This is a genomic window from Mesorhizobium sp. LHD-90, assembly GCF_030929505.1.
In the GTDB taxonomy this organism is placed as follows: domain Bacteria; phylum Pseudomonadota; class Alphaproteobacteria; order Rhizobiales; family Rhizobiaceae; genus Kumtagia.
The window spans coordinates 208,444-232,658 of record NZ_JAVFVV010000008.1; the positions used below are offsets into that span (position 1 = coordinate 208,444).

General features: G+C 64.2%; 22 protein-coding genes. 12 read left to right on the forward strand and 10 right to left on the reverse strand.

Going from position 1 to position 24,215, the window contains the following annotated elements; all coding sequences use genetic code 11:
• Window positions 1-22 precede the first annotated feature (22 nt).
• The gene (locus tag RB623_RS13495; RefSeq protein WP_308057362.1) at window positions 23-586 is read left to right on the forward strand and encodes an HdeD family acid-resistance protein; all 564 of its coding nucleotides are present in this window, start codon (window positions 23-25) and stop codon (window positions 584-586) included.
• A gap of 3 nt (window positions 587-589) precedes the next feature.
• Here the strand turns inward: RB623_RS13495 and RB623_RS13500 are convergent, their stop codons facing one another.
• Complete coding sequence (locus RB623_RS13500) at window positions 590-1,576, reverse strand: bifunctional riboflavin kinase/FAD synthetase (protein ID WP_308057363.1); 987 nt, start codon at window positions 1,574-1,576, stop codon at window positions 590-592.
• 16 nt (window positions 1,577-1,592) lie between these two features.
• Window positions 1,593-2,435: a TIGR01459 family HAD-type hydrolase gene (locus RB623_RS13505; protein ID WP_308057364.1), complete on the reverse strand. Its 843-nt coding sequence runs from the start codon at window positions 2,433-2,435 to the stop codon at window positions 1,593-1,595.
• Window positions 2,436-3,023: 588 nt separating this feature from the next.
• Between RB623_RS13505 and groES the strand changes: the two genes are divergently transcribed.
• The 6 genes from groES (at window position 3,024) to RB623_RS13535 (ending at window position 10,039) form a co-directional block, all read left to right on the forward strand.
• The gene (groES, locus tag RB623_RS13510; protein ID WP_308057365.1) at window positions 3,024-3,320 is read left to right on the forward strand and encodes a co-chaperone GroES; all 297 of its coding nucleotides are present in this window, start codon (window positions 3,024-3,026) and stop codon (window positions 3,318-3,320) included.
• A 59-nt stretch (window positions 3,321-3,379) separates the two neighbouring features.
• The gene (gene groL, locus RB623_RS13515; RefSeq protein ID WP_308057366.1) at window positions 3,380-5,023 is read left to right on the forward strand and encodes a chaperonin GroEL; all 1,644 of its coding nucleotides are present in this window, start codon (window positions 3,380-3,382) and stop codon (window positions 5,021-5,023) included.
• Window positions 5,024-5,139: 116 nt separating this feature from the next.
• The gene (locus tag RB623_RS13520; protein WP_308057367.1) at window positions 5,140-6,828 is read left to right on the forward strand and encodes a hypothetical protein; all 1,689 of its coding nucleotides are present in this window, start codon (window positions 5,140-5,142) and stop codon (window positions 6,826-6,828) included.
• Between the two features lie 544 nt (window positions 6,829-7,372).
• Entirely contained in the window at window positions 7,373-7,957 is a 585-nt protein-coding gene (locus RB623_RS13525) for a class I SAM-dependent methyltransferase (protein WP_308057368.1), read from the forward strand.
• A 164-nt stretch (window positions 7,958-8,121) separates the two neighbouring features.
• Window positions 8,122-9,513, forward strand: a complete 1,392-nt coding sequence (fumC, locus tag RB623_RS13530; protein WP_308057369.1) for a class II fumarate hydratase — start codon at window positions 8,122-8,124, stop codon at window positions 9,511-9,513.
• Between the two features lie 106 nt (window positions 9,514-9,619).
• Complete coding sequence (locus RB623_RS13535; protein ID WP_308057370.1) at window positions 9,620-10,039, forward strand: DoxX family protein; 420 nt, start codon at window positions 9,620-9,622, stop codon at window positions 10,037-10,039.
• Between the two features lie 124 nt (window positions 10,040-10,163).
• Here RB623_RS13535 and RB623_RS13540 read toward each other — a convergent pair whose 3' ends face one another.
• Both RB623_RS13540 and RB623_RS13545 read right to left on the reverse strand, forming a co-directional pair.
• Complete coding sequence (locus RB623_RS13540) at window positions 10,164-10,760, reverse strand: glutathione S-transferase family protein (protein WP_308057371.1); 597 nt, start codon at window positions 10,758-10,760, stop codon at window positions 10,164-10,166.
• 234 nt (window positions 10,761-10,994) lie between these two features.
• A complete protein-coding gene (locus tag RB623_RS13545; RefSeq protein WP_308057372.1) occupies window positions 10,995-11,687 on the reverse strand; it encodes a helix-turn-helix domain-containing protein in 693 nt (230 codons plus the stop codon).
• A gap of 237 nt (window positions 11,688-11,924) precedes the next feature.
• Between RB623_RS13545 and RB623_RS13550 the strand changes: the two genes are divergently transcribed.
• Complete coding sequence (locus tag RB623_RS13550) at window positions 11,925-13,031, forward strand: acyl-CoA dehydrogenase family protein (protein ID WP_308057443.1); 1,107 nt, start codon at window positions 11,925-11,927, stop codon at window positions 13,029-13,031.
• Window positions 13,032-13,392: 361 nt separating this feature from the next.
• The gene (locus tag RB623_RS13555; protein WP_308057373.1) at window positions 13,393-14,235 is read left to right on the forward strand and encodes a hypothetical protein; all 843 of its coding nucleotides are present in this window, start codon (window positions 13,393-13,395) and stop codon (window positions 14,233-14,235) included.
• Between the two features lie 119 nt (window positions 14,236-14,354).
• Here RB623_RS13555 and RB623_RS13560 read toward each other — a convergent pair whose 3' ends face one another.
• The 6 genes from RB623_RS13560 to RB623_RS13585 form a co-directional block, all read right to left on the reverse strand.
• Window positions 14,355-15,071, reverse strand: a complete 717-nt coding sequence (locus RB623_RS13560) for a ribonuclease T2 (protein ID WP_308057374.1) — start codon at window positions 15,069-15,071, stop codon at window positions 14,355-14,357.
• Window positions 15,072-15,078: 7 nt separating this feature from the next.
• A complete protein-coding gene (locus RB623_RS13565; RefSeq protein ID WP_308057375.1) occupies window positions 15,079-15,516 on the reverse strand; it encodes a hypothetical protein in 438 nt (145 codons plus the stop codon).
• A 67-nt stretch (window positions 15,517-15,583) separates the two neighbouring features.
• On the reverse strand, window positions 15,584-16,444 hold the full coding sequence (locus RB623_RS13570) for a 23S rRNA (adenine(2030)-N(6))-methyltransferase RlmJ (RefSeq protein WP_308057376.1): 861 nt from the start codon (window positions 16,442-16,444) through the stop codon (window positions 15,584-15,586).
• Window positions 16,445-16,457: 13 nt separating this feature from the next.
• On the reverse strand, window positions 16,458-17,072 hold the full coding sequence (locus RB623_RS13575) for a hypothetical protein (protein WP_308057377.1): 615 nt from the start codon (window positions 17,070-17,072) through the stop codon (window positions 16,458-16,460).
• A gap of 19 nt (window positions 17,073-17,091) precedes the next feature.
• On the reverse strand, window positions 17,092-17,541 hold the full coding sequence (locus RB623_RS13580; protein ID WP_308057378.1) for a DNA polymerase III subunit chi: 450 nt from the start codon (window positions 17,539-17,541) through the stop codon (window positions 17,092-17,094).
• Window positions 17,542-17,566: 25 nt separating this feature from the next.
• On the reverse strand, window positions 17,567-19,057 hold the full coding sequence (locus RB623_RS13585; protein ID WP_308057379.1) for a leucyl aminopeptidase: 1,491 nt from the start codon (window positions 19,055-19,057) through the stop codon (window positions 17,567-17,569).
• 416 nt (window positions 19,058-19,473) lie between these two features.
• On the opposite strand from RB623_RS13585, the gene lptF reads away from it, so the two are divergent.
• The 3 genes from lptF (at window position 19,474) to RB623_RS13600 (ending at window position 24,205) form a co-directional block, all read left to right on the forward strand.
• Window positions 19,474-20,673 carry an LPS export ABC transporter permease LptF gene (gene lptF / locus RB623_RS13590; protein WP_308057380.1) on the forward strand — a complete coding sequence of 400 codons (1,200 nt, stop codon included), beginning with the start codon at window positions 19,474-19,476 and terminating at the stop codon, window positions 20,671-20,673.
• Window positions 20,670-21,755, forward strand: coding sequence for an LPS export ABC transporter permease LptG (gene lptG, locus RB623_RS13595; protein WP_308057381.1), 1,086 nt, complete (start codon window positions 20,670-20,672; stop codon window positions 21,753-21,755). Before lptF ends, lptG begins: the two co-directional genes overlap by 4 nt.
• A 68-nt stretch (window positions 21,756-21,823) precedes the next feature.
• Complete coding sequence (locus tag RB623_RS13600) at window positions 21,824-24,205, forward strand: LPS-assembly protein LptD (RefSeq protein ID WP_308057444.1); 2,382 nt, start codon at window positions 21,824-21,826, stop codon at window positions 24,203-24,205.
• The last annotated feature ends 10 nt before the right edge of the window (window positions 24,206-24,215 follow it).

A 24,215-nucleotide genomic window follows, 5' to 3' on the forward strand; every position in this document is an offset into this window, starting at 1 on the left:
CTTTTTCAAGGAGAGGGCGACAATGACTGTATCCGAGGGAGTTCAGGGCCCGCTGAACGAAGCCAACCGGGAAACGCGAACAAAATGGGGGTGGTTCGTCGTACTGGGCGTGCTGCTTCTCGTGCTTGGCGTGATCGCCGCCGGCAACCTTCTCCTCGCCACCGCCGCGTCGGTCTTCTTCGTCGGCTGGATGATGATCGCGGGCGGCGTCATCGAGATCATACACGCATTCGGTGTCAAGAGCTGGGGCAGCTTCTTCTGGTGGCTGATCAGCGGCCTGCTCTACATCGTCGCCGGCTATCTGGCCTTCACCAATCCCTTGCTTGCTTCGGCGATCCTGACCCTGTTTCTGGCCATCGCGCTGGTGGTGTCCGGCCTGCTTCGCATCTGGGTCGGGTTCACCGGCAAGTCGCTGTCCGGCTGGGGCTGGATCGTCGCCTCGGGCGTCATCACGACGCTCGCCGGCGTAATCATCTGGAGCGGCTGGCCGGTCAACAGCCTTTGGGTCCTGGGCATCTTCCTGGCGGTCGACCTGATCATCCAGGGCGTCAGTTTCATCGCCTTCGGTTTCGGCCTGCGGAAATAGGTGTCAGAAGGCGAGCCTCTGGTCCAGTTCGGACAGCGGGCGGACGTCGGAAAGCAGCGCGCGCGCTTCCTCCTTGTCGCGCTGCATTTGCGCCAGCAGAGCGTCCAGCCCGTCGAATTTCTCCTCGCCGCGCAGAAAGCCGAAGAAAGAGACGTCGCAGATCTCGTGATAGAGATCGCCGGCGAAATCGAAGACGTAGGTCTCCAGCAGCGGCTCGCCTTCGCTCTCGACTGTCGGCCGCCGGCCGAAGCTGGCGACGCCGTCATGCAGGTCGCCATTCGGCCGCCGCAGCCGCACCGCATAGATGCCGTGCCTGAGCACTGCGTCCTCGGGCATAATCATGTTGGCGGTCGGAAAGCCCAGCGTCCGGCCAAGCTTCTTGCCGTGCACGACCTCGCCTTCCACCGTGAAGCGGTAGCCGAGCAGACCCGCCGCCTGCGACACGTCGCCGGCTTCGAGCAGCGCCCTGATGCGGCTCGACGACACCGCCTCGCCGCCCTCGTCGCAAAAGGCCTCGACCTGGGTGACGCCGAAGCCGCGGTCCTTGCCCGCCGCCACGAGGAAGGCCGGATCGCCCTGCCGGTTCTTGCCGAAATGGAAATCGAAACCGGTCACGACATGGCTGACGCCAAGCTGCCCCAACAGTACGCCATCGATGAAGTCGTCCGCCGACTGGCCGGCGAAATCGCGCGTGAACGGCTGCTCCACCAGGGCATCGAAGCCAAGCAGCCGCACCAGCCGCGCCTTCACCGGCGCCGGCGTGATGCGCGGCAGCCGAATGTCGGGGCGGAAGACGGCGCGCGGATGCGGCTCGAAGGTCAGCACCAGCGCCGGCACACCGCGCGCCCGCGCCTCGACCAGCGCCCGCTCCAGCACGGCCTGGTGGCCGCGATGCACGCCGTCGAAATTGCCGATCGCCACCACGCCGCCGCGCAGGCGCTGCGGCAGTCGCCCGGACCCGGTGAGCCGTTCGAAGCCGCCAGTCGTCATGATGCGCCGCCCAGCCCTATCTCAGGCGCGTGATCACGGCGACCGGAAGCCGGCCGTGATGGTTGAGGAATCCCATCAACTTCTCGCGGTCCGGATCGTCGATGTCGCCATAGTCCCTGGCGTGGATGCCGCCCGAGACATAGAGCACGTCGAGGCCATAGTCCTCCGCGCCCTTCACGTCGGTCAGCACACCGTCGCCGATGGCCAGCACCTCGCTCTTCGACAGGTCGCGGCCGAGTACCTCGCCGGCCGCATGCATGGCTGCGTCATAGATCGGCTTGTGCGGCTTGCCGGCAATCTGCGTGCGCCCGCCGAGTTGCCCGTAGGCCCGCGCCAGCGCGCCGGCGCAATAGATCGTGCGCTCACCGCGCTCGACCATGATATCCGGGTTGGCGCAGATGAAGGGCAGGTCGCGGGCGCGCATGCGCCGCAGCATCTCGGCATAGTCGTCGGGCGTTTCCGTATCGTCGTCGAACAGCCCCGTGCAGACCACCGCGGACGCCTCGAACTCCTCGACGATCTCGACGTCGAGCCCCTCGTAGAGGGTAAGATCGCGTTCGGGTCCGAGATGAAAGATCTTTCGCGGCCCGTTGGCGACGAGTTCCCGCGTCACGTCGCCCGAGGTGACGACGCGGTCCCAGCCTGTCACGCCGAGCGCCCTGAGTTGCGCGACGATCGGCGCGGCCGGCCGGGGCGCATTGGTAACCAGGACGACCGCCTGTCCCCTTTCCTGCGCGAGCGTCAGCGCGGAAACGGCGTTGTGGAAGCTGTGCACGCCGTTATGCAGCACGCCCCAGACGTCGCAGAAGATGGCTGGATAGCCAGACAGCTCATCCAGCGATCGAACGAATTTTACCAAGGCCGCACCGCATGCTGTTGATTCACCGCCGTGGCGCCAGCCCTCCGGGCCGGCATTCGGCGGCATCCCGATTAACCGAGAGTTTTCACCCTGTCACCAGCTTTGACTTGGAGGCCATCTCGAAATCCGTCAGAGCGAGCGAAAATGCGGATCTCGAGAGCCGGGGCGCGTGCGCGCAGATACTTGCGCGCCGGAAGCGCAGACCTTCCCGTTTGCAGCCCGCCCTTCCGCCGAGCCGCCACGGTCCGCCTTTTCCCGCCCCCGTCTGGTCACGCCGGAGAATTCCGTTTAGAGGAAGCGCCCGACAGCGCAGTGGCTGCCGGCACGGTCCGCCGCAAGACACCGAATGCGGCCAGCAATGTTTGCTCCGTTTGCCTGTCCGCGTGGAGAATCTGTCGCCCTGATCGGAAGCCGGCGCAAAAACCGGCCGAAAATCCGCTCCGACCCGCATCGCGGACTTCTTGACAGAGCAAAAGCGAGCGCCTATCTCCGCGCCACGTTAGCACTCCTTCAGAGCGAGTGCTAACCGCAGTCCGGCCACGCCGGACGGAGGAGCCCTTTCAACGTCCGCATTCAAGGATAGTCAACATGGCAAAGTCGAAGTTCCGCCCGCTTCACGACCGCGTGGTCGTCAAGCGCGTCGATTCCGAAGAGAAGACCAAAGGCGGCATCATCATCCCGGACACCGCCAAGGAGAAGCCGCAGGAAGGCGAGATCATCGCCGTCGGCTCCGGCGCCCGCGACGAGAGCGGCAAGCTGGTTCCGCTGGACGTCAAGGCCGGCGACCGCGTGCTGTTCGGCAAGTGGTCGGGCACCGAGGTGAAGCTCAATGGCGAAGACCTTCTGATCATGAAGGAATCCGACATCATGGGCATCATCGGCTGATCGTCGGCCTCATCCGCACCATCCATCCAATATAGCCGCAAGGCACAAGGAGCTAAGACATGGCTGCCAAAGACGTAAAATTTTCCCGCGACGCCCGTGAGCGCATGCTGCACGGCGTCAACATTCTCGCCGATGCCGTGAAGGTCACGCTCGGTCCCAAGGGCCGCAACGTCGTCATCGACAAGTCATTCGGCGCGCCGCGCATCACCAAGGACGGCGTCACCGTCGCCAAGGAAATCGAGCTTGCTGACAAGTTCGAGAACATGGGCGCCCAGATGGTCCGTGAGGTCGCCTCAAAGACCAACGACATCGCCGGCGACGGCACCACCACCGCCACCGTTCTCGCCCAGTCGATCGTCCAGGAAGGCCACAAGGCGGTTGCCGCCGGCATGAACCCGATGGACCTGAAGCGCGGCATCGACCTCGCCGTGACCGAAGTCGTCGGTCTGCTCGGCAAGGCCGCCAAGAAGATCAAGACCTCGGAAGAGGTCGCGCAGGTCGGCACCATCTCCGCCAACGGCGACGAGTCGGTCGGCAAGATGATCGCCGAAGCCATGCAGAAAGTCGGCAACGAGGGTGTCATCACCGTCGAGGAAGCCAAGACCGCCGAGACCGAGCTGGAAGTCGTCGAAGGCATGCAGTTCGACCGCGGCTACCTCAGCCCCTACTTCGTCACCAACCCGGACAAGATGGTCGCCGAGCTCGAAGACGCCTACATCCTGCTCCACGAGAAGAAGCTCTCCAACCTGCAGGCCATGCTGCCGGTCCTGGAAGCCGTCGTGCAGACCTCCAAGCCGCTGCTCATCATCTCGGAAGACGTCGAGGGCGAGGCTCTTGCCACGCTGGTCGTCAACAAGCTGCGCGGCGGCCTGAAGATCGCCGCCGTAAAGGCTCCGGGCTTCGGTGACCGCCGCAAGGCCATGCTGGAAGACATCGCCATCCTGACGGGCGGCCAGGTCATCTCCGAAGACCTCGGCATCAAGCTCGAGAATGTCGGCCTCAACATGCTCGGCCGCGCCAAGAAGGTGTCGATCTCCAAGGAGAACACCACCATCGTCGACGGCGCCGGCAAGAAGGCCGAGATCCAGGGCCGCGTCGCCCAGATCAAGCAGCAGATCGAGGAGACCACCTCGGACTACGACAAGGAGAAGCTGCAGGAGCGTCTGGCGAAGCTGGCCGGCGGCGTTGCCGTCATCCGCGTTGGCGGTGCGACCGAAGTGGAAGTCAAGGAGAAGAAGGACCGCGTTGACGACGCGCTGAACGCCACCCGCGCTGCGGTGGAAGAAGGCATCGTTGCCGGCGGCGGCGTCGCCCTGCTGCGCGCCTCGGCCAACCTCAAGGCCACCGGCGTCAACTCCGACCAGACCGCCGGCATCGCCATCGTGCGCCGCGCGCTGCAGTCCCCGGCCCGCCAGATCGCCGCCAACGCCGGAGCGGAAGCTTCGATCGTCGCCGGCAAGATCCTGGAGAACAAGGGCGCGACCTACGGCTACAACGCCCAGACCGGCGAGTATGGCGACATGATCGCCATGGGCATCGTCGACCCGGTCAAGGTGGTGCGCACCGCTCTCCAGGACGCCGCGTCGGTCGCCGGCCTGCTGGTCACCACCGAGGCCATGATCGCCGAGGCTCCGAAGAAGGACTCGGGCGCGCCGGCAATGCCGGGCGGCGGCATGGGCGGCATGGGCGGCATGGATTTCTAAGTCCTGCCAACCAAGGCTTCACGAATGCGGAAGGGCGGCAGCGATGCCGCCCTTTTCGTTGATCTTAAGCATGTCCCTTAGCGCCGCCGAAACTTCCCCGCGACAAGGTTTTCGACATGGAGCGCGTTGGCGAAGTTATTGTCGGCATAGTCGTCATGGCGATCGCCTGCGGGCTAGGCGCCTCTGGCGGTGCTACAATCACCGTTTTGACAATGGGGTTTCTGGGCGGCGTTGGCATGTTTGTCAGCATCGTCTCACTCCTAGCTGTCGCATTGGTTCTCGTCGCGGTCGGGACTGGGAATGGCAAGCTCGGCTATGCCTGGGCGCCAGTCGTGTTCTTCGGCGGATGGGCACTGATATCCGTTGCCATGCGAGCAAATCTGAGCTTCGAGGCAGAAAACATAACGCCTCCCGAAATCGCTCCGGCTTTGGCTCAGGTCCGTACCCTGGTTGTCGATGCCCACCCCTCGCTGCCTAGAACCTTCGTCACTGAGGGCGCAGTCGAGCGATTGGTCGAAATCACCTATCAAAACAACGACCGTACCAAGGCGATCAAGACGATTCGCCAAACCATGCTTGCGGAGGGCGCCGATTGCACAGCGGAGGACAACGCTCAGTCGTCAGTTCTCCATCGGATAGGGCGCATTGACGAGTGCCTCAAAACCATTGATCTGGCGACACTGCCGGATGGCCTGCATATCCTCAGGCAACCGTTTGGTCGCGATAGCAGATATGCCCAGGAATTGACCGCGGTCATCGTGGCCGCCAATCAGAACACCCCGGCGCTTACGTGGAAGCGCGCCTACGCGCGTGTGCCTGCCTATTTTCCCTTTTTTCGCATGAGCATGGGGCCGTTCGACAAAGCTCCGACGATTTGGGAGACGCGTGCAGGACCGTTTGAGATGGTTGCCTATGGAGCACTTGATCTGAAGACCGAAGTGATGGCGGCGGCGATCTATGGCTTCGATCCAACCAAGCCGCCGCGCGCCCTCAGCTTATCGAACGCTGAGCTTTCCCACCAAGCGGCCATGTTGGCCGAACGTGGAGATCAGGGGGGACTCGCCGACGGATGGGCTTTGACTTCTAGACTGTTCGACGCGCGATATATCGACGACAACGCAGTCAAGGTTGCGATCCAGAAGGTTCGTGATCCCAGGGCCTTTCCGATTGACGAACTGCGCTTGGGTAGATTCGTACAGGCGTTCAGCCCGGAACAACGGGCCCGATTCAATGACGGTGCGATCCACGTCCTCTCCACGCCTTCTATTTGTAAATGGTGCTGGGTTGACGATACCACTTGGACAGATGTCGCACTTGCACATCGCGCGGTCGAAGCCTTCGGCAGCACTGTAGGTCTGGAGCGCTGGCAGTATATTGGGCTCGTGAACGTCGCGGGCGCAACGGCTTGGAACGGCCCCACGGCGACCGCGCCCGGTGCCAATCGTCAACTTATGCTGACGACCGCTGTCTCGTCTGCGGACGCTTCTGCAAGCACCAGATTGGCGGGCTTCATCGTCGCCACCCTCACGGAAATGCTGCAGAGCGAAGCGCAAGCACTTACCGCCGCCGTCGACAAACTCGACCAAAGCGATATTTATGCAGTCGCTACGAGCAGATACAATTCCCCTTCTCAACTCGACCAGATCGCACATCGGAACAGGAGTTTCCCTCGCGAAATCTTCGTGCAGAAACCAGAATGGCTGGCGTTCTGGAATGCGCTTTTGGCGCAAGTCGACATCATCCCGGCCGGCGAGAAACGCGAAATAGCGACGCGGCACATCAACGAAAAGCTGGCTGCCAATTGATATCCAAGGGTGGTGGCGCGCGAAGCGCGGCCAGACCCGCTCCGCCTTTCTCGCCTCGGCGGCACGACGTGAACTCGTGGAATAGCGTCCCCGTTCGTTCGATCGTTGCCGGCAAAAAGAATTCTCGGATCGACTGGAACCCTTTTGCCGCCGGTGCATTTCTTCATTGTCCGAGGCAGTTCAAAAGACCGCCAGGACAAAAAGACGCCTCCAGCACTGTCACAGGTGCGGGAGGCGTTTTTTTAGTTCGCCACCCCGCCAAAAAGGCCGTTGAAGCGCTCAGGCGATCCCGCCGCCGACGGCAGGGGTTCGCCACTCGACATCGAGCAGGCATCGGGTCTTTTCCCGAAATCGGGCGGAACTCTCCCGCGCTCCACGCATTTTATGGACGTGCAAAGGCGATCCGGACGACGAGTCGAACGGAAAGCCCGCGTCACAAATCGCCTCGCCGGAGCCCTCACCGGCGGGGCGGTTTCATTTTGCGGCGCTTGATCGGATCCTTGTCACCGCCGATAGTGCGCCTCCCGCAACTTCGTCTGAACCGATGGCCGAAAAAATCCCGCCCCGCCTTGTCTGGGCCGCCGCCAGGCTGGACTTCGAAAAGGACGCCAGGCTGCTGGAGATAGGCTGCGGCAACGGCGTGCTTGCCGGCCTTCTCTGCACCCGCCTCGACGGCGGTCGCCTCACCGCCATCGACCGCTCGGAAAAAGCGGTTGCCTCGGCCACGAAACGCAACGCCGATCACATCGCGGCCGGCCGTGCCGCCTTTTTCACCGCCGCTCTGGCCGACGCCGGGTCCGACGGTGCGGCGCCCGCCGATGCCGCACCGGGCGGCCCGGGCTTCGGCGCGCAATGCTTCGACAAAATCCTCGCCGTCAACGTCAACGTCTTCTGGATCGACCCGCGCCGCGAACTGGAGACCGTGAAGCGCCTGTTGAAGCCGGGCGCGACGCTCGAACTTTTCTACGAACCGCCCGGCGCCGAGCAGGCGGAAAAGATCGCCCGCTTGCTCCATGAAAAAATTTCCGCTGGCGGTTTCGAGATTTTGGCGCGCAGCGCCGAACCCCTCGGCGCGGCTGTGGGCGTCCACATCGCTGCCCGGCCCGTTCGCAGCCGCGTCACCGGCTGACAGCGGACGAGGCGTCGCCGCGGATCGAGGCCGGCCCAAAAACCGCCCGTCTTCTTTGAACCGATTTGGTTCCGGTCGCGCGCCATTCTTCGCTTGAAGCCCGTTGTGCGACGCGATACGCCAGCCCGCGACAACCGCCTGCCGGCATGAGGACGCGAGACGCGATGAGCGAGCACAGAACCGAGACCGACACGTTTGGCCCGATCGAGGTGCCGGCCGACCGCTATTGGGGCGCGCAGGCTCAGCGCTCGCTCGGCAACTTCAGAATAGGCTGGGAAAAGCAGCCGCTGTCGGTCGTGCGCGCGCTCGGCATCGTCAAGCGCGCCGCGGCGGAAGTGAACATGGATCTCGGGCGGCTCGACCCGAAGATCGGCAGGGCGATCGTCGAGGCCGCCCAGGAAGTCGTCGACGGCAAGCTCGACGAGCATTTTCCGCTGGTCGTATGGCAGACCGGTTCGGGCACCCAGTCCAACATGAACGCCAACGAGGTGATCTCCAACCGGGCGATCGAGATGCTCGGCGGGGTGATGGGTTCAAAGAAACCCGTGCATCCCAACGACCACGTCAACATGAGCCAGTCGTCGAACGACACCTATCCAACGGCCATGCACATCGCCTGCGCCGAGCGGATCGTCCATGACCTCCTGCCCGCCCTCAAGCACCTGCACGCCGCGCTGGACGCCAAGGCAAAAGCCTTCGACCACATCATCAAGATCGGCCGCACCCACACCCAGGACGCCACGCCGCTGACGCTCGGCCAGGAGTTTTCCGGTTATGCCGCGCAGGTCGCATCCTCGATCACGCGCATCGAGCTGACGCTGCCCGGCCTGCAGGAGCTCGCCCAGGGCGGCACGGCGGTCGGCACCGGCCTCAACGCGCCGGTCGGCTTCGCCGAGAAGGTGGCGGAGCGCATCGCGGCCATCACCGGCATCGGTTTCGTCACGGCGCCCAACAAGTTCGAGGCGCTCGCCGCCCACGATTCCATGGTTTTCTCGCACGGCGCCATCAATTCGGCGGCGGCGGCGCTGTTCAAGATCGCCAACGACATCCGCCTGCTCGGCTCCGGCCCGCGCTCCGGCCTCGGCGAGCTTTCACTGCCGGAAAACGAGCCGGGCTCGTCGATCATGCCCGGAAAGGTCAATCCGACGCAGTGCGAGGCGCTCACCCAGGTGTGCATCCAGGTCATGGGCAACAATTCCACCATCACCTTCGCCGGCAGCCAGGGGCATTTCGAGCTCAACGTCTACAACCCGCTGATGGCCTATAATTTCCTCCAGTCGGTGCAGTTGTTGAGCGACGCCGCCATCTCCTTCACCGACAATTGCGTCACCGGCATCGAGGCGCGTGAGGACAATATCAAGGCCGCGCTCGAGCGCTCGCTGATGCTTGTCACCGCGCTGGCGCCGAAGATCGGCTACGACAATGCCGCCAAGATCGCCAAGACGGCGCACAAAAACGGCACCACGCTGCGCGAGGAGGCCGTCGGCGGCGGCTACGTCACCGACGCCGAGTTCGACCAACTGGTACGCCCGGAGGACATGACCCATCCGGGATAAGAAAATCGTTCCGAAAGTGAACGATGTGTCGACATTTTCGCGCCTTTGGTGAACGATCGAACTGGGTTATGTCTCCGGTGACCTGAAACCTTCCGGAGACCTTCCCATGTCCAACGTTTCCACCGCCACTGCCTCCAGCAATGCCGCCGGCGCGGCCGTCGTGCTTGTCGGCCGCGTGCTTCTGTCGATTCTGTTCATCTTCGCCGGCTTCGGCAAGCTCACCGACATTTCCGGCACCGCCGGCTGGTTCGGCAGCATCGGCCTGCCGCTGCCGGTCATCGCGGCGGTCGTGATCGGCCTGCTCGAGTTTTTCGGCGGGCTTGCCATCCTCGTCGGCTTCAAGACCCGCATCGCAGCGATCGCCATCGCCGTCTTCACCGTCGCAGCCACGCTGATCGCGCACACCAACTTCGCCGACCAGGTCCAGCTTCTGTTCTTCCTCAAGAACGTCTCGATCACCGGCGGCCTGCTGGTGCTCGCCGCCTTCGGTCCCGGCGCGCTGTCGATCGACGCCCGCCGCGGCTGATTTCGCCGTCTCATCGGAAAAAGGCCCGGGCTCGTCCGGGCCTTTTTCATGCGCCGCAATGGGTCGGCCGGTCAGGCGCGTCTTCGGCCGGACGCTCCGTCCACGCAGGCGTGAAAGGCGGGCCTCAGGCCGGCAGGCAGTCCTTCAGCGCCGGGAATTTCTCGTCGAAGCGGGCGGCCCAGCGCTTCAGCTTCACCCGGCCGCGCTCCCATTGCCCGGCGAAGCGCAGGTCGAGATAGCCGAGGGTGGCGCGCAACGCGATGTGGCCGCCATTCGGCTTCTTGCCAAACTTCGGCGGGCTGGCGTTGAGCAGGTCGAGCGAGCGGACGACCTTCGACCATTGCAGGTCGAGCCAGGGCTGGTGGATCTTTTCCTCCGGGCGCATGCGCCGCTCGTAGACATGCGCCAGCAGACAGTCGCAGATGCCGTCGGCCCAGGCCTCCAGCCGCTCGGCTTCAAGGCGTCTCGCCGGATTTTTCGGGAACAGCGCATTGCCGGACAGGCGGTTCAAGTGCTGGACGATGGCGCGGCTGTCGAACAACGAACTGCCGTCGTCCAGCACCATGCACGGGATCTTTCCGAGCGGATTGACGGAGGTCAGTTCCTCCGGCTGGGGGCCGGTTTCCACCTTGTGCATTTCGATGGGCACGCCGGCATAGGCGGCCGCCATCCGGACTTTCGCGCTGTAGGGCGAAGCTGGCGCGTAGAGCACTTTGGGCATGCAGATTCTCCGGCAAGGGATGCCGGCGAAGCTATGGCCGAATATCGGCTGAGGCAATCGGATTTCGCGACCTTTGCCCCTCCCCCTTGCGGGGAGGGTGGCCGCGTAGCGGCCGGGTGGGATCGGTGCGGCCAAACGCCAACGTTGCTTTGCGTCGCAACACTGCCGCAACAACCCCTCCCGCCTCGCTTCGCTCGGCACCCTCCCCGCAAGGGGGAGGGAAAGTGGCGTGCCTCACGCCACCGCGCGCTGCTCGTGGACGAAGGGGCTGAAACCCATCCATTTCTGCATGGCGCTGGCGACCGGCCGCTCTCCGGCGAGTTCCAGCCGTCCGGCTGCGATCTCCGACGGGATCGCTGCGATGCCCATCCAGATCGCGGTCATTGTGTACAGCGAACTGCGCACCAGCAGGTTCAGTTCATACCCAGGGTCGAAATTGCACAAATCCACCGTGCCCGCATCGATGACCAGCCACCAATTCTTCTGCGCCTCCGGCAATTCGGGGTACTGAAACTGAATCGTGCAGCGGCCGGGCGGCAACGGCTGCGGATTGAGTTTTCGCCTTATGTCCCACATCAGCAATGACGGGTCGAGATTCTTCAGGGTCAGCCGGGATTCGACCCAGCGGTGACCCCACAGGCCCATCGACAACACGACGGGCTTCAACTCCTCGCCGGCCGAGGAAAGCCGGTACTCCGTGCCGCCCCGCTCGCCCGGCACGGCGTCGATGATGCCGCATTTTTCCAGATCTTTCAGGCGCTTGGACAGGAGCGCCGGCGACATGCGCGGCACGCCGCGGCGCAGGTCGTTGAAACGTTTGGAGCCGTAAAGCAACTCGCGCACCACCAGCATGGTCCAGCGCGTGCACAAAACTTCGGCGGCCATCGAAACTGGACAGAACTGCCCGTATCCACCACGGTCTTCCATGCATCCTCCGGGAAAATTCTTTCGTATGAGAATACACTGCTGCTGTTGAACTTGCCAAGCGTCGGCCGGCCTGCGGTTCAGGATCGTTCCAGGACCATTGCGAGCGGTACAGTTCCTGTACTTGTTTCGGGTCGCGGCCTGGAAGAATGTGGAACTCTGCAACATTCGGTAGGAGATACAACAATGACCGCACCCCTCAGAGCAGAACCCGCCGGCGCGCTGCGCCGCACCGACGTCATGGCAATCGCGCGACAACTCGGACCGCAGTTCGCCGAGCTCGCCGACGATGCCGACGCCAACGACCGCTTCGTCGCCGCGAACTTCGCTACGCTGAAGGAGGCCGGTCTGGTGGAGGCCGGCGTGCCGGCGGAACTGGGTGGAGGTGGCGCCGAAGTGGCCGAGCTTGCCGCGATGCTGCGCGAACTCGCCCGCCATTGCGCCTCGACCGCGCTGGCCTTCGCCATGCACACGCACCAGGTCGCCATTCCCGCCTGGCGCTGGAAGCACCAGAACGCGGTGGCGGTGGAGCCGCTGCTGAAGCGCGTCGCCGGCGAGCGCATCCTGCTGCTCTCCAGCGGCGGGTCCGACTGGATCGCCGGCTCCGGCGAGGCGGTGAAGGTCGACGGCGGTTACCGCGTGTCGGGCCGCAAGGTGTTCACCTCGGGCGCTGCCACCGGCAATGTGCTGATGACCGGCGCAGTGCTGCGCGGCGAGGACGGATCGGCCTCGGTGATCCATTTCGGCCTGCCGATGTCGTCGCCGGCGGTGAAGATCGAGGAGACGTGGCGGGCGATGGGCATGCGCGGCACCGGCTCCAACGACGTGGTGATCGAGGATCATTTCGTGCCCGACGCCGGCGTCGCGGTAACGCGCAAGAGCGGCGAATGGCACCCGCTGTTCCAGATTATCGCGACCATCGCTTTTCCGCTGATCTACGCCGTCTATCTGGGCGTGGCCGAGAACGCCCGCGAGATCGCCGTGGAAATGGCCAAGAAGAAGCGGCCGGGCCCGCATGCATTGCGGCTGGCCGGCGAGATGGATACCGCACTTCGGGCCGCGCAACTGGCGCACCGCTGGATGCTGGAGATCGTCGCGCGCAACGCGCCCTCGGCCGATTCGGTCAACGAGGTGATGATCGGCCGCACTCTTGTCGCCACGCACGCGATCCGTGCGGTCGAGCTGGCGATGGAGCTCGCCGGCGGCGCCAGCTTCTACCGCGCCAACGGGCTGGAGCGCTGTTTCCGCGACGTGCAGGGCGCGCGCTTCCACCCGCTGCAGGCTGGCCCGCAGGCCGAATATGCCGGAGCGATGGCGCTGGGCATGCCGACCGCAACGATCTTCTGATCGCACGGACACGGTCAAGATTGTCCGCTCGTGGTCAGGCGGACGATGAAGCGATGCCGCGCGATACAGGCACGCGCGGCATCGCTTTTTTTAAGGACGGGCACTTTTCTGTCGAGCATTCCCAAGGACCTACTCCCCGTGTACGGGGAGAGATATCCGGCAGGACAGTGAGGGGCGGCACAGACGTCGAAAGCAGGTTGGCCCTGGTTTCTGCTGGGATTGCAAGAGGATAGCTCGCCCCGGCGATCCTTCAGTGCCGGCCCTTGCCAGCAACTGTCAGGGTTATTTTCCAGAAAGTTATCCCCCTCTTTCCCGACGGAGCGATAATCCTGGTCGCCCGTGCTGGAAGGAGGCGGTGGCGATGGAGGTAAGTCCGGCGATCGACAAGAACTGGGAGGCGCTGAAGCGCCTGCTGGCGATGCTTGTCGGCATGGCCGAGCTGGGCGGTGGCGGGGCCACCCTGCCGCGCCATCTCCACCGCGCCATCCTCAAACTGCTCCGTCCGGCCGAATCCGCGGCGCGGCGGCTGATCATCGCGGCCGCGCGCGGTCTCGTCGTGACCCTGCCGCCGTTTCGCCCGCGAAAACCGAAGCCCAAATCCGTCGAGCCGGTCCTGCGCAGCCTCGGCATCGCCGTCACCATGTCGAATGCCGATTTTGCGCGCGCCGAAGCGGCCAGGAAAGCCGCCGCGCTGCGCGCCACACGACCGCGCGTAACAAACCTGTCGCTGCTCGATCCGCTGAAGAACCCGTTCCGCATCCGCCGCCGCTATGTGCCCGCGCACGCCGTGCCGCGCATCAGGTCGCTCGATGACAGCGCATCCTGCCGCCCCTTGCCTGCGCCGCCGTCGCCCGATGATCCGGTCAATGCATCGCGTCTTGGCCAGCGGCTTGAGGCGCTGGGCCGCGCACTCGACGACCTGCCGGGCCAGGCCAAACGCTTTGCCCGCTGGAAGGCGCGCCGCGACGCAGCGCGTGCGCGGGACAGGCAAGCCCGCGCAGCGGCCGCGCAAAGCAATCAAGGTGGCAGCACAGTCCGCTTCCGACGCGTCTCGCCGCTGCGGCGCGGGCGTCCACCCGGCGGACGGCTGTCGCGCTACGACCCGCACGCGACCCATCCGCGCAACATCCGCGAGATAGACGAAATTTTGGCGCACGCCCACGCGCTGGCCGTCTACGCGCTGGAAACTCCCGACACGTCATGAAGTGCGGCCGGCCCGACGCCGCAAAGCAAAGAACCAACGGCCAGCGCGGACTTTTCCGCTCCGTGGCGACGATCCGTGCTGTGCGGAAACATCGCTGCGAATTTGTTGGACAAATTCGCCTAGCCGCCGCGCATCGGCGGCATCACCACCTTGGCGGCGCGGCAGGCCCGGCGGTCGACCTCCGGGCAGGCGCGGAAGTCGAGATCCTTGGTCATGCAGATGCGCACCTCGCGCAGGAATTTTCGGTCACAGGTGACGGCGACATCGGCGGCGCCGAGCCCGGGATTGGAGTTGAGAAAGGATTTTTCGGCGTCGCCGGGCGCCAGCGTACGATAGTCGTCCAGCCGGCGGAACTCCTGAGGCACCACGACGCGCTCGCGAGCAAACCGCAGAGCCTTGAAATAGTCTGCCTGCGACAGGCCGGAGCAGGTGCCGTGCTTGCGCCATTGATGGCGGATCAGGCCGGCCGACGGCATCAGATCGTAAAGCGAACGCACCATGTCGTTGTCGACGTCGCGATCCTCGAGGCCGCAATCCTCCGGAAAACCGCGCTCGAACTGCGGCCACAGGCCATGGACGACGAATGCGTAGGGCCGGCCGGCAGCGCATTGCTGGCGGTTGGCGTTTTCGCCTTCCGCTTCGCAATAGCTCGGCGACCAGGACAGCGACAGGACGTAGAAATCAAACCCTTTTCCGAGCGGGATTTTCTTGCCCGCATCGGCAACCGCCTGTTTCAATTCGGCGGTCGCGGCCGGTTGCTGGTCGCAACCGGCAAGAGTGAGCAGGGCCGCGCCGAGCAGGACAGCCGCCCGTCGCCGCCACATGCCGCCGGACATGCTCAGGTCATCGCAGGACGCGGCAGGCCCCGTTGTAGACGAACCAGCGGTCGAAGCCCGACACGCAGAATTCGACATTCTCGCCGATGCCGACAAACCCCATGCGACCCTCGATCAGATACCAGAGGTCGCGCTGGTGACCATCCGACAGCAGCACCGTCGCGCCGCAATAGCGACGGGCGATGGGCCATTCCTCGGTTTCGGGGAAATAGCGATGCTCGTGGATGTCGCGGAAATCCTCGATGCGGACATTCGGCAGGTTCGGCACGTTGCTAACCTGATGGATAAAGCGTTGCCTGATCTTGGCGAGATAGCGTCCGTCTGCGCAGGCGCTGATCTCCTTGCCCCGATGGACCAGATAGTCAGCGGCGTGAGAGGCTGGGGCCAAGGCCAAGCTGCCGAGGGCCATTGCGGCCGCGACAACGGTTTTGACGACGTGCGACATAGAGCCCTCGCGATCGGTCCGGATGGATATGAGTCCAAAATCACTCTGCTAAATGGCCAGTCGCGGGTCAAGCGCCCGCCGCATCGCTCGCCAGCCATTCAAGCGACCATGGGGCCGACGGCGTTTCGCAGAGCACCGCCCGCAGGGCCGGCAGGATGACGCGCAGATCGGCCTCCAGCGTGAAGGGCGGATTGACCACGATCATGCCGGTGCCGTCGAGCGTCGGCTCGGCGGACGGCGCGCGGACGAAGAAACGGATGTCGAGGATCTTCGGGACGCCGGATTCTTTCAGGCCGTCGGCGAATCGCTCGACGGCATCCCGGTCCTTGATCGGATACCAGAGCGCATAGATGCCGCCCGACCAGCGGCGGTGCGCCTTCGCGAGCCCTTGCAACAGCCGGTCGAATTCGCCGGGCTGTTCGAAAGGCGGATCGACCAGGACCAGTCCGCGCTTTTCCTTCGGCGGCAGATGTGCGCCGAGCGCCAGCCAGCCGTCGAGTTCGATGACACGCACCTGATGGTCGCCCGCAAAGTTCTCCGCGAGGTCGGCGGCGTCCCGCGGGTGAAGCTCGATCGCCGTAAGCCGATCCTGCTTGCGCAGCAGGTGGCGGACGATTGTCGGCGAGCCGGGATAACGCGTCAGTCCGTTGCCCGCATTGACGGCCGCGACGGCCTGAAGATACGGGGCGAGCAATTCGGCGGCGGCCGGCGGCAGAGGCGCGCCGGCCAGCCGGCCGATGCCGTTCCGCCATTCGCCGGTGCGCCCGGCTTCGTCGCCCGACAGGTCATAGAGGCCGACGCCCGCATGGGTGTCGATGACCCGGAACGCCTTGTCCTTGAGCTTCAGATACTCCACCAGCCGGGCCAGCACCGCATGCTTGACGACATCCGCAAAATTACCGGCGTGGAAGGCGTGACGATAGTTCATGTCGCTATCGCCTTCAGGGCTGGCCTGCGTCCCTGCCCCAGCGCGGTTTCGGCGGCGGTTTGGTTCCGCCGTTGCCGCCGTCGGCGCGGCGCCGAAACGTCAGGAGAAAGCCGATCATGCCGATCGCCATGAGCGAGAAACCCACGGGTTGCGCGCGCTGGTCGTAGGACCCGCCGCCGAAAAGCAGCAGATCGACGGACGAGACCCGGATGCCCTCGGCGTCACCCGGCCCGACGGTGAACGTATAGCCTGCGTCGCCGACTTCCGGGATCGAGCCCGCCTCGATGCGAAACACCTGAAGATGCGTCTGCGGCGACTCCTCGCGTTTTTCCGCGCTGTCGAGCGTCAGCGTATTGGCAAGCACGGTCCTGCCGTCGGTCGCCGCCGTGATGGTCAGCACCCGCGCCCCGGCATCGAAGTCTTGCGGCAGGACGGCCGCGAGATCGATCACCGCCTTTACCGGCGCATCCGCGCCCGTCAGCCGCGCATCGATGGGCTGGAAGCCGCCCGCGTCTCCCACCCGCCATGTGCCGATCTCGTGGGCGGTGCGGTTCTGCATCGCCCAGGGATAGGCGAAGCCGATGCCGGCGCCGATCAAAAAGATCAGCAGGAAAATGACGCGCGTCATGCGCGGAACTCCACCGCCTTCACGCCTTGCGCTCCCAGCGGCGGTCGGGGGTCTGCTGCCAATAGGTCACCGTGTGGCCGGCGGCCTTCTGGATCTTCCACTGGCCGCGCGCCTCCTCGACCTGCGCGGCGTCGTGGCCGTCGAACATGAAGACCATACGCTCATAGGCCTCCGCCGGCGGCGGCGAAGCGCCATCGACGACAAAACGGATGGTGGCGGCGTTGCGATTGTCCTCAGCGACCGTAAGCAGGATCGGCTGGGCATCGGCATGCGGCTCGCGGTCGGTGCCGTGCGCCAGGAACGAATCGTCGCGATAGGTCCACAGATGCAGGTCCAGCCCGTCGCGGCGCTCCTCGCTGCCGGTCTGGACAACTGCCCGCCAGCCGCGCTGCACCGTCTTCTCGAGCAGCGCCGGCAGCGCATCCTCGAGCGTCGATTCGGTCAGATGGTAGAAAAGGACGTCGGTCATGCCCGCCTGTGTCTTAGCAGTCGCGTCAGCCTTCGTAGTGGTCGCGGACCAGCCGGTCGAGCAACCGCACGCCAAACCCCGAAGCCCAGGACTGGTTGATCTCGGTGGCCGGCGAGGAGATCGCTGTGCCGGCGATGTCGAGATGCGCCCACGGCGTGTCCTTGACGAAACGCTGAAGGAACTGCGCGGCGGTGATCGACCCGCCGAAGCGGCCGCCGGTGTTCTTCATGTCGGCGTTCTTGGTGTCGATCATCTTGTCGTATTCGGCGCCCATCGGCATGCGCCACAGCCGCTCCTGCGTGGCCTGGCCAGCGGCGGCGAGTCGCTCGGCCAGTTCGTCATTGTTGCAGAACAGGCCGGCATACTGGTTGCCGAGCGCGACCATGATGGCACCGGTCAGCGTCGCCAGATCGACCATGAATTTCGGCTGGAAACGGTCGTTGCAGTACCAGAGCGCGTCGCCCAGAACGAGGCGGCCTTCCGCGTCGGTGTTGATGACCTCGATGGTCTGGCCCGACATCGAGGTGACGATGTCGCCCGGGCGCTGGGCATTGCCGTCGGGCATGTTCTCAACGAGGCCGATTATGCCGACGACATTGGCCTTGGCTTTGCGGGCGGCGAGCACATGCATCAGTCCGGTCACGGCTGCAGCGCCCCCCATGTCGCCCTTCATGTCTTCCATGCCGGCGGCCTGCTTGATCGAGATGCCGCCCGTGTCGAAGACGACACCCTTGCCGATGAAGGCGACGGGCTTGTCCTTCGCCTTGCCGCCATTCCACTGCATGACCACCAGCCGGGGCGGCCGCACCGAACCCTGGGCGACGCCGAGCAGAGCGTTCATGCCGAGCTTGCGCATTTCCTTCTCGGTCAGCACCTCGACGGTGACGCCGAGTTCCTTCAACTCCGACGCCCTGGCGGCGAATTCGACCGGGCCGAGCACATTGGCCGGCTGGTTGACCAGGTCGCGCGCCAGCCACACACCGTCGACCACCCCTTCCGTCTCTGCGAAGGCCTTCTTGGCCGCGGCCGGGTTGGCGCAGAGCACGGTGATGCGGGCCGCCTTGTCCGGCGCGGCGCCGTTGTCGTCCTTCTTGGTCTTGTAGGTGTCGAAGCTGTAGGCGCGCAACTGGATGCCAGCGGCGATTGCCGCCGCCTCCTGCGGGCCGATCGCGACGTCGGGGAGTTCGGCGACGACGGTCGCGTCCTTGCCTTTCTTCAACTGCGCGGCGATCGCGCCGCCGAGCCGCCACCAGCAATGTTCGGTGATCGCCGACGTCTTGCCCACTCCGACGGCAATGATGCGGTCGAGCGGCGATTGCTCCGGCGCGAGGACGTCGACGGCGGCGCCGAACTTGCCCTTGAATTCGGCGACCTCGAAAGCCCGCGGCAGCACGTTGCGCGGATCGCAGGCCTTGGCCGCGCCGGAAAGGCCATTGTCCTCCGCCGCGAGCACGATCGCCGCCCCCTTTTTGGGAGGTGCGAGCTTGGCAAAGCTTATCACGGGTCTAAGGGTCATCGGCATCCACTTCCACGGCTTCTGGCGGCGCAACCTTTGTGAGTTTTCGCCGGTTTGGCAAGAATCTTCACCTGTACCAAGGGTGCACCGTAGCGAAATCGTCGTCAAACCGTCGCCGCTGCCGCGGAACGCCGGGCGAGCGCGGCGTTTGGCCGTGGCCGGCCGCTGCGAACGTCGAAGATGAATTTTCGCCCAGCCTTCGCTATGTTTAAAATTTGCGATCTGCCGTTAAGCAGCTATTAACCCTGCCTCTTGGCGGTTTCTTAGCCCTAGGCGGTCGACAATGAGGTCATCCGGGACAGGGCGCGGCGATGAGGCGGGGGTCGCGCCAGTTGAACTACCTCGGGCTGGCGCATAGGTTAGACGGGCTCCGTCCTCGGCGGGCTCCGAGGGACGGCCATGGAATTCCTCCGCTGATGAACGTCATCGAGCGCTACATCTTCACGAAGGGCCTGTTGACCTTCATCGCGACGCTAAGCGGCACGATGGCGATCGTCTGGGTCACCCAGGTGCTACCGCGCCTCGACCTGGTGACCAGCAACGGCCAGAGCGCCGGCAACTTCATGTATCTGGCGAGCCTGATCCTGCCTTCGGTCGTGCCCGAAGTGCTGCCGTTCTCGATCGCGATCACGGTCGCGCAGATCTTCGCCTCGATGAATACCGATTCGGAACTGGCGGTGATCAATGCCTCAGGCGCCTCGCGCTGGACGGTGGTGAAGCCTATCCTGGTGCTGGCGACGATCGCCAGCCTTGCTTCGTTCCTGTTCGCCAACGTCATCGACCCGCTGTCCAAGCTGGAATTCCGCCGGTTGCTCGCCAGCGCGCGGGCCGACCTGATCTCGCTGGTGGTGCAGGAAGGCTCGTTCCGCCAGGTCGAGAAGGGGCTCTACATCCAGATCGGCGAGCGGCTGCCGGGCGGCGATCTGAGCAGCGTTTTCCTTGCCGATTCGCGCGAAGAGGGTGTCGATTTCATCTACTACGCCAAACGCGGGTCGGTGGTGGAGGAAGGAGACGACCGGACGCTGGTGATGAACGACGGCATGGTGCAGCGCAAATCGCGCAATGGCGACGTGTCCGTGATTCGGTTCGATTCCTATGCCTTCGACCTGTCGGCGCTGGCTTCCAAATCGGAAGGCAGCAAGATGTATGCAAAGGACCGCAACCTTCTTTACCTTTTCGATCCGGATCCGAACGATCCGATGTTTCAGCAAAAACCGCAGGAATTTCGCGCCCACCTTCACAGACGCCTCGCCGAATGGCCGTACTCGATCGTCTTCGCGCTGATCGGGCTTGCGGTCGCCGCAGATGCGAAATCGCACCGCGAAGGCCGCATCCATCCTCTGGTCACCACGCTGACGCTTGCGCTGTTCGTGCGCTGGCTGGGTTTCTTCATCGGCAACCAGGCACAGTCGTCGGTGCTGTTCATTCCGCTGATCTATGCGGTGCCGATCGCGGCATCGGCAATCTGCATATGGTTCATCGCCACGAACCGGTCGATGGAACTGCCGGTGACCTGGGCTGAATCGCTGACGGCATGGTCGCGCCGCATCGGCGACCGCATGGCCTTCCTGCGCATAAGGGGCGGCACCGAACCCGGGCAAGGATCGGCGCCATGATCTGGACGCTCGGACGCTACTTCTTCCTGCGCTATGCGACGATCACGGCGTGGTTCCTGGTCGGAATCTTCGCGCTGGTGTTCCTGATCGATTTCACGGAACTGTCGAGCCGCACCTCGGCCCTCAAGAATTTCACGGTGCAGATCGCGCTGGCGATCTCCATCCTGCGCGTGCCGATGATCGTCCAGCAGGTCATTCCCTTCATCTGCCTGTTCGGCGCGATGGCGACGCTGGTCTCGCTCAACCGCAAATACGAACTGGTGATCGCAAGGGCCGCAGGCATCTCGGCCTGGCAGTTCCTGTTCCCGATCTGTCTTGCGGCATTCGTCGTCGGTCTGCTGACCATCTTCGTGCTGAACCCGATCGCCGCGCGCGGATTGGCGCGCGCAGAAAACATCGAAGCCCATCTGAGGGAGGGCGATCTGGCGCCGCCGACGGCCTTCAACGTGCCCTGGATTCGCCAGAAGACCGCCGACACAGACACGATCGTCGGCGCCAAGATGGTGCTCAACCAGGGGCTGGAACTGGTCGACACAACCTTCTTCTCCTTCGATCCCGAAGGCAACATCGTAGAACGCCGCGATGCACGCCGCGCCTACCTGCGCGACGGCTACTGGGAGTTGCGGGATGTCAGGCGCCAGCGCGACGGCCAGCAGGTCGAGACGGTGGCGGAGGACCGCGTTCCCACCAACCTGACACCGCAATTCGTGCAGGAACGGCTGGCGCAACCGGAGACGATTCCCTTCTTCGAATTGCCCTCGAAGATCGAGGTGGCACGCACGTTCGGGTTGAAGGCCAATGCCTTCTCCATGCAATTCCACTCGCTCGTGGCGCTGCCGATGCTGCTTGTGGCAATGACGCTGATCGCCGCGACCGTGTCGATGCGCTTCGCCAGGCTCGGCCAATCCATCACGATGATTCTGGGTGGCGCGCTAGCTGGCTTTCTGCTTTATGTGGTGTCTGTTCTGGTGAGGGCCTTCGGCAACGCTGGATTCGTGCCACCTTATGTGGCTGCTTGGTTGCCGGTGGTGGTCACATTGTTCTTCGGGGTTACGTTCCTGCTTTACAAGGAAGACGGCTAGTGAGGGGTCCGTCAGACGCATACAGACCCAGAGCGGCTCGCCTCGTGCGCCTTTACGCCACGACGGCAATGGCCTGTGCGCTCGGTCTCGGCGCCGCCGGCTTCGCGGCCGCGCAGGACGTGGGCGCGCTCGCCGAGCGCATGGCGGGCGAAGCGCCAAGCGATTCGCAGATGCTGCTGGAAGCCGACACGCTCGTCTACGACGTCGACGCCGACATGGTGACGGCCGTCGGCGGGGTGCGGATCGATTACGGCGGCAACAAGCTTGTCGCCCAGAAGGTGAGCTACAACCGCAAGACGTCGCGCCTGGTGGCGAGCGGCGGCGTGCAGATCATCGACAGCAGCGGCACTAAGGTCTTTTCCGAAGAGATCGACATCACCGACGACTTCGCAGACGGCTTCGTCAACGCGCTTCGGGTCGAGACGATCGACAAGACCTACTTCGCGGCCGAAAGCGCCGAGCGCAAGGGTGGCCTGGTGACCACCTTCAACAACGGCGTCTACACCGCTTGCGCACCCTGCGAAGAGGAGCCGGATCGTGCGCCGGTGTGGCGCATCAAGGCCAAGAAGATCGTCTGGAACGGCAAGACCAAGACGGTCCGTTTCGAACAGTCGCGTTTCGAGTTCTTCGGCTTTCCGATCGCCACCCTGCCGGCGTTCGAGATCGCCGACCCGACAGTGAAGCGCAAGAGCGGATTCCTCTTCCCCAGTTTCGGGGGTAGTTCGGATCTCGGCTACGGCATATCGGTTCCCTACTATTTCGCCATTTCGCCGACCATGGACCTGACCCTGACCGGGACGGGCTACACCCAGCAGGGTTTCCTGGGCCAGGCCGAGTGGCGGCAGCGCTTCAACAATGGCGAGTACAGCCTGAAGATCGCCGGCATCCACCAGGAGGATCCCGGCAATTTCGACGACCAGAACAGCGTCAATTCGGGCCCGACCGGCGATCCGAACGACTGGCGCGCCATGGTCGGCACCAAGGGCCGGTTCGACATCAATCCGCGTTGGGAGTTCGGTTGGGACATCCTGTACCAGAGCGACAAGAACTTTTCGCGGACCTACGGAATCGAAGGCTTCGACAGCTTTGTGCAAAGGTCGGAAATCTACCTGACCGGCCTGAACGATCGCAATTTTTTCGACCTGCGCGGCATGAAATTCGACGTTCAGGAAGACGAGTTGGATTCCAGTCCATTCTCGACCGACGACTATCAGCCCTGGGTGCTGCCGAGCTTCGACTACAGCTACATTCCGGACGAGCCCATTGCCGGAGGCGAGTTACGCCTCGACGTCAATGCCCGCTCCATATACCGCTCGCGGCTCGACGATTCGACCTTCGATGCGGACGAGAACCTGCGGGACGATCTTGTCCAGGGCATCGAAGGCTATTCAAGCCGGCTGACGGCAGAGGCCGAGTGGAGGCGCTCCTTCGTCACCGACGGTGGACTTGTGGTGACGCCGCTGCTGCAATTCCAGGCCGACACCACCTATGTCAACCAGTCGCAGGCTTCGGTCGACGCCATCAATGCGCTCGCCACCACTCCCGGCGCCGCCGCGCCAGTCGACATCCGCTCCGACTACAACCGTGTGATGGCTACCGCCGGCATGGAGGTGCGCTGGCCGGTGCTGTTCTCCAGCGCCAACTCCTCGCATGTGCTGGAGCCGATGGCGCAGTTGTTCGCCCGACCGGACGAAAAATACGGTTCTGTCTATGCGATCCCCAACGAGGATGCCCAGAGCTTCGTCTTCGATGCCAGCACGCTGTTCGAACGCGACAAATTTTCGGGCTATGACCGCATCGAGGGTGGAACCCGAGCCAATCTCGGCCTTCGCTACAGCGGCACCTACGACAATGGCTGGATGACCAACGCGCTGTTCGGTCAGTCCTACCACATCGCCGGCGAGAACTCCTTCACCTCACCCGACCTCGTTCATGCGGGCGCGGAATCCGGCCTGGAAACCGACACGTCGGACTATGTGGGTCTTGTCGGCTTCGCTGCGCCATACGGCCTGTCGGCCTCGGTGAGCGGCCGGTTCGACGAACAGACTTTGGAACTTCGCCGCTCCGAGGCCAAGGCGGGCTATGTGAGCGGACCGGTGAGCCTCATCGGCAATTACACCTTCATCCAATCGCAGCCGCTTTACGGTTTCGACGAGGATCGTCACGAGGTCGGTGCCGGTGCATCGCTCCGCTTCCACGAGAACTGGCGTGTGTTCGGGTCGGGAACCTACGACATCGAGGCGGACATCATGGTTTCCGATTCCATCGGCTTGGCCTATGACGATGAATGTTTCGCCTTTGCCTTCACCTTGTCGAATTCGCGCGACGTCGACGGCAGCGACGACGACGAGCGGAAGTTCGGGTTCAGCATTTCATTGCGCACGCTCGGCGACGTCGGCGACGGGACGACGTCCTTCGGCTCCAACGATACGAATTCGTTTGTCCGCTAGAGTTCGGGCG

What these genes read in the sequence shown, in the direction of transcription:
- RB623_RS13495 (WP_308057362.1), top strand. Translation starts at nt 23, where the DNA reads ATGACTGTATCCGAGGGAGTTCAGGGCCCGCTGAACGAAGCCAACCGG.
- RB623_RS13500 (WP_308057363.1), bottom strand. Translation starts at nt 1,576, where the DNA reads ATGACGACTGGCGGCTTCGAACGGCTCACCGGGTCCGGGCGACTGCCG.
- groES (WP_308057365.1), top strand. Translation starts at nt 3,024, where the DNA reads ATGGCAAAGTCGAAGTTCCGCCCGCTTCACGACCGCGTGGTCGTCAAG.
- groL (WP_308057366.1), top strand. Translation starts at nt 3,380, where the DNA reads ATGGCTGCCAAAGACGTAAAATTTTCCCGCGACGCCCGTGAGCGCATG.
- RB623_RS13520 (WP_308057367.1), top strand. Translation starts at nt 5,140, where the DNA reads ATGGAGCGCGTTGGCGAAGTTATTGTCGGCATAGTCGTCATGGCGATC.
- RB623_RS13525 (WP_308057368.1), top strand. Translation starts at nt 7,373, where the DNA reads ATGGCCGAAAAAATCCCGCCCCGCCTTGTCTGGGCCGCCGCCAGGCTG.
- fumC (WP_308057369.1), top strand. Translation starts at nt 8,122, where the DNA reads ATGAGCGAGCACAGAACCGAGACCGACACGTTTGGCCCGATCGAGGTG.
- RB623_RS13535 (WP_308057370.1), top strand. Translation starts at nt 9,620, where the DNA reads ATGTCCAACGTTTCCACCGCCACTGCCTCCAGCAATGCCGCCGGCGCG.
- RB623_RS13540 (WP_308057371.1), bottom strand. Translation starts at nt 10,760, where the DNA reads ATGCCCAAAGTGCTCTACGCGCCAGCTTCGCCCTACAGCGCGAAAGTC.
- RB623_RS13545 (WP_308057372.1), bottom strand. Translation starts at nt 11,687, where the DNA reads ATGGAAGACCGTGGTGGATACGGGCAGTTCTGTCCAGTTTCGATGGCC.
- RB623_RS13550 (WP_308057443.1), top strand. Translation starts at nt 11,925, where the DNA reads ATGGCAATCGCGCGACAACTCGGACCGCAGTTCGCCGAGCTCGCCGAC.
- RB623_RS13555 (WP_308057373.1), top strand. Translation starts at nt 13,393, where the DNA reads ATGGAGGTAAGTCCGGCGATCGACAAGAACTGGGAGGCGCTGAAGCGC.
- RB623_RS13560 (WP_308057374.1), bottom strand. Translation starts at nt 15,071, where the DNA reads ATGTCCGGCGGCATGTGGCGGCGACGGGCGGCTGTCCTGCTCGGCGCG.
- RB623_RS13565 (WP_308057375.1), bottom strand. Translation starts at nt 15,516, where the DNA reads ATGTCGCACGTCGTCAAAACCGTTGTCGCGGCCGCAATGGCCCTCGGC.
- RB623_RS13570 (WP_308057376.1), bottom strand. Translation starts at nt 16,444, where the DNA reads ATGAACTATCGTCACGCCTTCCACGCCGGTAATTTTGCGGATGTCGTC.
- RB623_RS13575 (WP_308057377.1), bottom strand. Translation starts at nt 17,072, where the DNA reads ATGACGCGCGTCATTTTCCTGCTGATCTTTTTGATCGGCGCCGGCATC.
- RB623_RS13580 (WP_308057378.1), bottom strand. Translation starts at nt 17,541, where the DNA reads ATGACCGACGTCCTTTTCTACCATCTGACCGAATCGACGCTCGAGGAT.
- RB623_RS13585 (WP_308057379.1), bottom strand. Translation starts at nt 19,057, where the DNA reads ATGACCCTTAGACCCGTGATAAGCTTTGCCAAGCTCGCACCTCCCAAA.
- lptF (WP_308057380.1), top strand. Translation starts at nt 19,474, where the DNA reads ATGAACGTCATCGAGCGCTACATCTTCACGAAGGGCCTGTTGACCTTC.
- lptG (WP_308057381.1), top strand. Translation starts at nt 20,670, where the DNA reads ATGATCTGGACGCTCGGACGCTACTTCTTCCTGCGCTATGCGACGATC.
- RB623_RS13600 (WP_308057444.1), top strand. Translation starts at nt 21,824, where the DNA reads ATGGCCTGTGCGCTCGGTCTCGGCGCCGCCGGCTTCGCGGCCGCGCAG.